We start from the raw sequence: 9066 nt of genomic DNA, 5'->3' as shown, positions 1-9066 counted from the left end.
CGATCTTTTGGACGTGATACATCCACAAAATTCCAGTCGGCTGTCGGGCCGTCTTCGCGAGCAAGCCCGCTCCCACAGGTTGATTGGCGTGTATCTGCGAGAGATTGGTCGGCTGGCAGGTCGCCTTCGCTGGCAAGCCAGCTCCTACGAGGAGCAGGAGCAGGTGCGGCGTACACACACGCTCTTCACCACTCATCAGGCCGAGCGTTAGCTCGGGAGGCTTCGTTCCGGCGTTCATCCGGGGGGTGGGCGCGCAGCGCCGTTCGACGCAGTCGAACACATCAAGTGGCCGTTACCGCAGCAACGGATATGTACACAGTCAACAAAAGACAGGCTGGCTGCCACACCGCCATCGCGAGCAGGCTCGCACACAGGTAAATGCAGTACCTGTGGGAGCGGGCTTGCTCGCGAAGGGGTCATCAGATTCGACACGTCATAGCCTGCCACACCGCTTTCGCGAGCAAGCCCGCTCCCACAGGGATCCAGGCTGTCCACAGCAATTGTGAATTACACAGACACCACTTCAACCACCGGCATTTGCCAGCGTTGATCGACCACCTGCTGCCCGGGTCCATACAGGCGCAGGACCAGGGTGAACGCTCCGCTTGCTGGCGTCGGCAACCAGTTGCTCTGCTCCGGCGGAGCGGTGTTCTGCAGGATCAACGTCAACCCGCCGTCCGCGTCCACTTGCAAACGATCCCGGCTGCTCAGGCAGTAGCGATTGATCGGGTTGGCCACCAGTTGCCGGTCCGGCAAGTCATACAACGTCAGCGACCAGAACTCGCTGGCCGGCGGCAATTGACCCGGTGCAAAACGCAGGCGATAGCTTCGCCCGCCCTGCAAGGGTTGTCCCTGATTATCCATGCGGGTGCCGGTGTAGAAGGCCTCTTCCACGCTGTTTCCGTAGATGCCGACATTCGCCGCGACAGCGCGGTTGAGGTAATTGCCGTTCAGCGCTTCGCGAGTGCCGAACAGGCCGAGGGTGGTGCGCACCTGGCTCACCGCGGTTTGCAATTGCGCCTGGGCATCCTGAATCCCGGCGATCAATGCCTGGCGCACATCAGCCGGCAATGCCGTCACATCGAAAGCCTGACCCGGCACGATGCCGATCCGTGCAAAGCGTGCGCGCAAGGCTTGTTCGGACGGTTGCGTGGGACACAGGCTGAGGATCTGATTCAGCGCCGCAATGAACTCCGGCCCCAATCCGGTCTTGCTGTCCCAGGGTTGCCAGTTAATGGCTGGCGCAGCCACGGGCGGTGCACTGCCGATGTATGCATGCAACGAACGCAAACCGTATTGCTGCTGCAAGGCACGCACCGCTGGCAGGTCCTCGGCGTTTTTCAGGCCCGTTCTCCCAAGTACCATGACGATTTCGGTTTCACTGCGCAGCACGGCCTTGACGCCGTCCGGTGTCGGGCCTTGCCAGTCGGGTCCGGCGATCAGGTAATTCCCCGCATCGCGACCGGTGCTAAGCACGCCGACATAGGCAAAGTTGTGGGTGTACTGGTCGACCAGTTGAAGCACGTAATAGCGGTCGTCAGGCACGGCCGGCACACTCAACACTTGCGGCTCGCTGCGCAGGTCAAGCCACGCCCAGGAGTACGGCGTGTCGTTGTTCGGCGTGACGATTTCGCGGTTTTTCGGGGTGTACAACTCGCTGTAATGGCGAAAGCGATTGAAGCCGCCGACGTACTCCGGCGCCGCCGGGTCGAGCACCTGCTTTTCCATCGTCTGGTAATGCATGAGCATCGGGTAGGCATAGATCCATGCCTCCCGGGCAATGGTGCGCAGATCATCTGGATCTGCAGCCAGCAACCAGCTTGGAAACATCAGGCTTGCGCCCAATCCCCCCATGCAGCCCAACACCCGGCGGCGACTGAAAATCAGGTTCATGATTCGATCCTCGCGATCGTCGGCAACTGATAACTCCCGTCCAATGCCCCGCCCTTGGGCAGGTACAGGCGCAACAGCAGGTTGAACGGACCTTGCGGCGTCGGCAGCCAGTTGCCCTGCGGCGCTGCCTTGGGTGCATCGGCTTGCAGGATCAGGGTCAAGCCGCCATCGGCATCGTATTGTAGACCAGGGCTGCGATCGCCCAACGCGTAACGCTGGATCGGGTTGGCCACCAGCAACTGGGTTTTCCCGTCATACAAGGTCAGCGACCAGAACGCATTCACTGGCGGCAATTGCCCGGCGGGAAAATGCAGGCGATAAGTATGTCGACCATCGAGCGTCTGCCCCTCGGCGTCGCGCAGTGCCATGGGGTACAGCGCTTCCACCGCATCGTTGGCGTAGATGTAGCGCCAGGCAACCGCGGCACGGGTCAGGTCGTCGTCGCCGAATTTGCCGACGTTGGAAGGCGACGGCAACCAACCCTGTCGTTCCACCGACAACTGGCCGGAGGCCGTGCGCACCTGTTCCCGACCGGCTTCGGCGCCTTGGGCGATGGCTGCGCTCAAGTCCGCAGGTGCCTGAAACTCAATCCCCGGCTTCACGCCGATGGCGGCGAAACGGGCCAGTTTCTCTTGCTCGCTGGCGGTCCATCGATGCAACGGCGCCAGCGCGTTGAAGGTGTTGAACAGCGCCTGCGCCGGACCTTGCCTGGTGTCCGTATACGCTGGAAGTTGCAGCGGCGCCAACGGTTCAGGCGCCGCGCCGCCACTCACTGTGGACAGCGATTGCAAGGTGTAGCCCTTCAGCACGTGCGCGGCGTCTTTCTGATCCGCTTCGCCTTTGACCTCGGTCCGCCCCAACAGGAATACCAGCCGACTCGGCGAGCGAATCACCGCGCTGAAACCCGCCGGCACTTCACCTTTCCAGTCCGGCCCGACAATCAGGTAGCGCCCCGCCTGATCACCCGTGGCGCGGGTGCCGATGTAGTCGAGGTTGTCGGTGCGCATGTCCACCAGTTGAAAACTGTAGTAACGCCCCTGCACGGCTGGCACTTGCAGCACCATCGGCTCGCTGCGCAAATCAAGCAAGGCGCGGGAATAGAAGGTGTCGTTGTTCGGCGATACGACTTTGTTGTCCTGCGGGCCGAGCAAGCGCGGTTCACTGTAGAGCCGGTTGAACGGCAGCTTCGCGGCGATGGCGCTGAGCACTTTGTCGTGTTCGACCGTGGCGAAGGCGAACACATAGGCCTCCTGGGCCAATGCCTTCGCCTTGGGTTGATCGAGGGTTGCCGCGTGAGCGGTGCCCAGGCATGCGCCCAGGGCAAGAGCAGATATCCAGTAGCGCACAGTAGATCTCCTTTAGATAAACATCAGCACACACAGATCCCTGTGGGAGCGGGCTTGCTCGCGAAGAGGGAGTGTCAGCCAACATAGATGCTGACTGACACACCGCTTTCGCGAGCAAGCCCGCTCCCACATTGGATTTGTGGTGATTTGGCGAATGGTTACTTGGCCCAGCGCCGCAGGTCCGACGGGGTGTAGTCATCAGTCTTGGCGGCGAAGCCCACGCGCATCGGTTCGGTCTCTTCGTTGGCCAGGCCGCCGGCGTAGTAGCGCCCGGAGATCAGGTCATAGGAGGTTTCCAGCACGTTGTAGGTGAAACCGTGGTCGTACTGCTGAATCGCATGCAGTTCACCGCTACGCCATAGCTCACCGCGACTGTCGTACTGATCCGACTGGGCGATCTGCCAACTGTCCTCGTCCACATAAAAGCGGCGCTTGGCGTAGATGTGCCGTGCACCGGGCTTGAGGGTTGCCTCCACCACCCACACGCGGTGCTTCTCGTAGCGGGCCAGGTCCTGGTTGACGTGGTTGGGCTTGATCACGGCGTCGTACTTGAGGTCGCGGCTGCCGATCTTGTAGCTGTTGTAAGGGATGAACAGCTCTTGCTTGCCCACCAGTTTCCAGTCGAAACGGTCCGGCGCGCCGTTGTAGCCGTCGATGTTGTCGGCGGTGATCAGGCCGTTGCTGTAACGGGCGCTGTTGTCGTAGGCGATCATCGGCGCACGACGCACGCGACGCTGGCCCGGCAGGTATTGCCAGGCCGAACGCGGCTCGGCGACCTGGTCGACCGGTTCATGCACCAGCACCGCCTCGCCGGACAGTCGCGCCGGTTCCAGGACCCGGCTTTTGAACATGAACAGGATGTTGGAGCCCGGCTCCAGTCCGCCCACGGTGTCGGCGAAGTTGATCAGCGACTGGTTGCGCACGTAGCTGGTAGCGCCGTTTTCACGCACCAGTGCAGCGCTGCTGATGCGCTCGTAACTGCCGCCGCGATAGCGAGTCATGTGGTTCCACATCACCTCCAAACCTTCGGTGGGCAATGGAAACGGGATGCCCCGGGCATAGTCGTGCAAGCCATTGCCGCCGTCGGCCATGCTGGTCTTGGCGACGTTGTCGCGGCTCTGCGCCAACACATCCTTGGGCAGGTTGGCGCTGCGATGTGTCGGGTAAATGTTCATCTTGTAGGTGTCGGGGAAGCGCTTGAACAACGCGATCTGGCCCGGGCTGAGAAACTTCTCGTACTGCGCGACGTTCTTCGCGGTGACAGTGAACAGTGGTTTCTCGGCGGCATACGGATCGCTGTAACCGCCCTTGCTATCGACCGTGCCGGCGTTGCTCGCCAGGCCACCGGTCCAGGCCGGAATGCTGCCGTCGGCATTGGCCGCCATCTCCGAACCCATGGGGGTCAAGGTCTTGCCCAGGGCCGCCGAATCAGTGCCTTTGGCCTGAGCCAGGCCGACGGTGCAGGCCAGGGCCAGCACGCACAATTGCATACGCATAACGATTCTCCTTAGAAGTCTGCCTTGAAGCTGACGGATGCGAAATCGCGATCGTCGAGGGTGCTGTAGTCGTTGGAACCGAAGAACGCGTTGTAAGCCAGTTCCACGCTGTAATCGTTCATGTAGACGCCGGTCAGGCTCACGCCGAGGGCTTGTTGACCCTCCTGGAACGGCCCTTGCGGATCGTAGGAATAACCCTCGACGTCATGCCGCCAGTTGACGGCCGGAATCAGGTTGATGCCCGGCAACACGTCGCTGTATTCGAGGCTGGCGCGCAGGCGATAACCCCACGACCACTCGGTGGCGAAGCCCTTATCGGTGCAGTACTGGTTGGTGACGCCGGAGGCCACGGTGTTGCACGGCGTACCATTGCGCGGGGCGCTGCGGCCGAACGCGGCGTTACGGCCCAGGCGCTCGTCGCCGAGATCTTCGATGTGCACAACACCGGCTTCACCGAACAGGCTCAGGCGCGTGGCGCCCAGCACATTGTCGATGGCCTGGGTGGCCGAACCGGTCAGTTGCCAGACGCCCTTGCGTTCCCACGCATCAAACTGGCTGCCATTGGTGGTGTTGAAGCCGGGCGGCAACTGCACCCAGGAACTGCCCCCCGGCCCGGAAATCACGGCGACGTTGACGTCGGGCGCGTTGATCGCGATCGGCATGTTCGGCCGGTAGCTCAGCTCACCGGCCAGGGAAATCCCGGTGACCGGCTCGACGCCGTTGAGACTGATGCCGTACAGGTGAATGTTTTCCGGGAAGGCCGCCGCATAGCTCGGCCCCTGGATGCCACCGGGGAAGGAGCCAGGCAAGGCGGTGTTCCTGGCATTAATGGTGAAATACGGCAACCGCGAGTGATAGTTGATGTAGTAGATCGCCGCTTCCGCATCGTTAAGCGCCGGGATCATCTGGCGCAGGGCAAAGCCGAACTGGCCGTTGTCGGACGGCGATTCGTTGCCCCGGGACGTGGCGAACAAACCCGCAGCCTGCATCTGTTGATCGGTCTGTACCTGACTCAGAAACAGCGGCCCGCAACCCGGCTGGATCACATCGCTGCTGGCAAAGAAGGTACCGCAACCGTCGAGCACGCTGGGGCGCCAGTTGTATTGGTAGAAGCCTTCGAGGTTGGTGGTGTCGGTCAGGCCGAAGCTGAAGGAGACCATCTCCACCGGCAACTGGCCTTCCTTGATCTCCACGCCGGGACGGTTGAACGCCGAGATGTCCAGCGGGTTGATCACGTTGATGCCGTTCTGGATCAACAGCGATTCACCCCAGGACAACACCTGGTTGCCGACCTTCACACTCAGCGGATGCTCGGCCACCTGGAAGTCCTTCCAGACGTAGGCATCGAGCACCTCGAAACCCTTGAACTTCGACAGGTCGTCCCAGCCTGAATCATCGAAATCCTTGAAGCGGCCATTGCCGGTTTCATAGGCGTGGTCGTACCAGTATTTGAAGCGAATGAACGCGCCCTGGCCCTGGCCATCGAGACTGAAATCGGTGAGGCCCTTCAAGAGCTGAGAGATAGGGTCGCCCCTCTCGAAGTTCAGCCGGTTGTCGTCGGCACTGACGCTGGTGCCATTGGCATTCACGCCCTGGGCCTGCAGGGCGTTGGCGCGGGTCATCAGGCTTTTGTCGGGGTTCTGCGTCGACCAGCTGCTACCCAGGCTCAGGCTGGTCTTGGTCGACAGGCTCCAGTCTTCGTTGAGGTCAAATGTGGTGGCGTACGTTGGCCCCGTGAGTACGGCAAGAATCGCCAGCGCAAGGGATCGCGGGCGGGTGTGGCCAAGCCGGTGAAGTCGTTGGCGGACTCCGGCTGTGGCCGAGCATTTTTTTATCATTATTAGGCTCCGGTCTGGTTTGCTCAGCCCGGACAAGGTGCCCAACTATCGGCCGCGACACGCAAGCGATGGCCGACAAAAAATAATCATCGGGGGGCTGCGTGGCAGGTGGTTTATGTTTTGAAGGTGTACATATCCGTTGCTGCGGTCACGGCCACTTGTGGGAGCGGGCTTGCTCGCGAAGGGGCCGTGTCAGTCGACATCAGCATTGAATGACCCACCGCTTTCGCGAGCAAGCCCGCTCCCACAGGGTTTCACGCGCGCCTTGCGAACGACTGCAATGTCCGCGGCTCACCGAGGGCACGCAGCAGGCAATGCATGGCCTCCTCGCGGCTACGCTCGAAGCGATAGCGGGACTCGATGTACAGCGCCAGTTTCAGTTCCACCGGTTCGTCCAGGGGCAGCGGCACGTGTTGCAGGCCCAGCACGCTGGCAACCCGGCTTGGCAGGCTCATGCCGAACGGCTGGCGGTCGGCGATCAGCTTCGCGGCGAGGGTGCTTTGGGTGCTCATCGCCACGGTCCGACGCAAGCCCTTCAAACCAAGTTGCAAGTCCACCGGGCTGAGCCCGTCGCGGCGGCTGGACACCTGAATCTGCGGCTGCTGCAGATAGTCCTGCAGGGTGCGCGGCGGCTCCTTGAGCGCAGCACCGTAGGCGAACACGTAGTGGTCGGCGGGCAATGCCTGTTTGTGCAGGCCGGCAAGCCCGGCCAGCGGTTGATCGAGGTCGATCAGAATATCCAGTTTGCCGCTGGCCAGGTCCTGCAAAGCGTCACGGCGCCGGGGCTGGAAGTAACGCACCTGCCAATCGGCGTGGGGCGATTCGAGCAAGGCATCGAGCAACACCGGTTGCAGGCAATCCAGACAACTGATGCGCAGCAGCGGATTGTTCTGCCGCGCGGCGGGAATCATGCGCAAGCCATCGCGCAATGACTCGAGCGCTGCACGCACGTAGTCGGCCAGACGATGGGCGACCAGTGTCGGCGTCACGCCCAGGCGACTTTTGATGAACAGCGGATCGCCGCACAATTCGCGCAGGCGACGCAACGCATTGCTCATGGCCGGTTGCGACAGGCACATCACCTCGGCGGCACGGGTGACGCTGCGCTGCTGGTAAATCGCATCGAAGGCGAGCAACAGGTTCAAATCGAGCTGGCGTAAATCAAGCATGGTCTTGCTCCGGCAAATCGCTTAACGTCGGGCAGCCTAACCAGTGTTCCGGAACAAGCTGTGAGCCCTACATGACAAAAAGCGATCAGCCGCTGCACGACCCATCAATACCCAATGCGTTCTACGCGCCGACCCTGTTGCCGGCCATCGAAGAATTACTGGCCCGCGGTGTGCCCCGGGAACGCATCGAAGGACTGTTCCGTCGCAGCCTGTTCGAGTTGCGCACGCCATTCATGCGCATTCCGCTGTTCATGTCGCGACGCTTCTGGACGTTTGCCCTGGAACAGAGCGGTGACCCGCTGATCGGCCTGGCGGCCGGTCGGCGTTTCGTATCCACCGCCACCAATGGCCTGACGTACTTGTTCGACGTGGCCGCCTCACTGGACAGCGCCTGCCAGTATTTCGTGCACTTCTTTCCGTTTTTCAACGGGCATTTCCGGGCGCAGATTGTGCGCGGTGCAGACCGCATCGAACTGCGCCTGCTCGATTGCGGCAGCGTGAAAGCCAGTGCAGCGACCGCCGATTACATCCTCATCAGCCTGTGCAGCATGTTGCGGCGCAAATTCCTCGCCAGTGGCCTGGAACGTGATCCGATTCTCGACGTTGGCCTGGTCGGCGCTTGCACGGCCAACCCGCAGGAACATGAGCAAGCCTTTCGCGCATCGGTGCAATGGGGGCAGGCGCAGCACTCGATACGCCTTGATCCACAGCTGTTCGTCATCCCGTTGACCCCGGGCAATCATGAACTGGAACACACGCTGGTCGAACTGCTGGAGCAGACGCGACACAACAGCGAGCCGACCTTGCTGGAGCAAGTCTGCGACCATTTGATCGTCGACCTCGCCGAGGCCAACTGGCAGCAATTCTGTACCGCCCAGCATTTGCTCGAGCGCACCGCAGCCCGACGCTTGAAAGCGTTGGGCTGGAGCTTTTCAGAGTTGCTCGACGAGTACCGCCGCTATCGGGCCGAAGACTTTTTGCAGGGGACAGATCTGGAGCTGGTGGAGATTTCCGACCGCCTGGGCTACAGCGATGTGCAAAGCTTCAACCGTGCGTGCCTGCGTTGGCTGGAGTGCGCGCCGGGCGCCTGGCGAACCCGACAAGGCCGATAAAAAGGTTCATTACTCATTCCCGGGAAACTGTAGGAGCCGGCTTGCCGGCGATGGACGCAAGTGCGCCGCGTTTATCCAGTTCATACGCGTTCTCGTTAACGACCATCGCTGGCAAGCCAGCTCCTACAAGGGCCCCCCGGGAAACTGTAGGAGCCGGCTTGCCGGCGATGGACGCAAGTGCGCCGCGTTTATCCAGTTCATACGCGTTCTCG

The 9066-nt window shown here is 61.7% G+C and carries 7 protein-coding genes and 1 pseudogene; 2 read left to right on the top strand and 6 right to left on the bottom strand.

The genetic code is table 11. The annotated features are described in order from the left end of the window. Window positions 1-211: hypothetical protein (locus AC07XF_RS28355; RefSeq protein ID WP_495029156.1), on the top strand; the 211-nt coding region annotated here is incomplete at its 5' end. 296 nt (window positions 212-507) lie between these two features. Here AC07XF_RS28355 and AC07XF_RS28350 read toward each other — a convergent pair. The 5 genes from AC07XF_RS28350 to AC07XF_RS28330 form a co-directional block, all read right to left on the bottom strand. Further along, window positions 508-1893, bottom strand: coding sequence for a DUF1254 domain-containing protein (locus tag AC07XF_RS28350; RefSeq protein ID WP_495029155.1), 1386 nt, complete (start codon window positions 1891-1893; stop codon window positions 508-510). Then, complete coding sequence (locus tag AC07XF_RS28345; protein ID WP_495029154.1) at window positions 1890-3239, bottom strand: DUF1254 domain-containing protein; 1350 nt, start codon at window positions 3237-3239, stop codon at window positions 1890-1892. The genes AC07XF_RS28350 and AC07XF_RS28345 overlap by 4 nt, the downstream gene beginning before the upstream one ends. Before the next feature lie 158 nt (window positions 3240-3397). Beyond that, complete coding sequence (locus tag AC07XF_RS28340; RefSeq protein ID WP_495029153.1) at window positions 3398-4735, bottom strand: DUF1329 domain-containing protein; 1338 nt, start codon at window positions 4733-4735, stop codon at window positions 3398-3400. Window positions 4736-4746: 11 nt separating this feature from the next. Next, window positions 4747-6573, bottom strand: coding sequence for a DUF1302 domain-containing protein (locus AC07XF_RS28335; RefSeq protein WP_495029152.1), 1827 nt, complete (start codon window positions 6571-6573; stop codon window positions 4747-4749). 254 nt (window positions 6574-6827) lie between these two features. Further along, window positions 6828-7742 (bottom strand): LysR family transcriptional regulator, encoded by a 915-nt coding sequence (locus AC07XF_RS28330; protein WP_495029151.1) that lies wholly within the window; start codon window positions 7740-7742, stop codon window positions 6828-6830. Between the two features lie 71 nt (window positions 7743-7813). On the opposite strand from AC07XF_RS28330, the gene AC07XF_RS28325 reads away from it, so the two are divergent. Then, window positions 7814-8854: a helix-turn-helix transcriptional regulator gene (locus tag AC07XF_RS28325; RefSeq protein ID WP_495029150.1), complete on the top strand. Its 1041-nt coding sequence runs from the start codon at window positions 7814-7816 to the stop codon at window positions 8852-8854. Window positions 8855-8867: 13 nt separating this feature from the next. On the opposite strand, the pseudogene AC07XF_RS28320 reads toward AC07XF_RS28325, so the two are convergent. Next, window positions 8868-9066, bottom strand: a pseudogene (locus tag AC07XF_RS28320) (hypothetical protein); the annotation flags it as partial.

The organism is Pseudomonas sp. GW821-FHT01C01, assembly GCF_059422645.1.
Note: the sequence above shows the minus strand (reverse complement) of the source record. Positions and strands in the feature narration are given on the sequence as shown.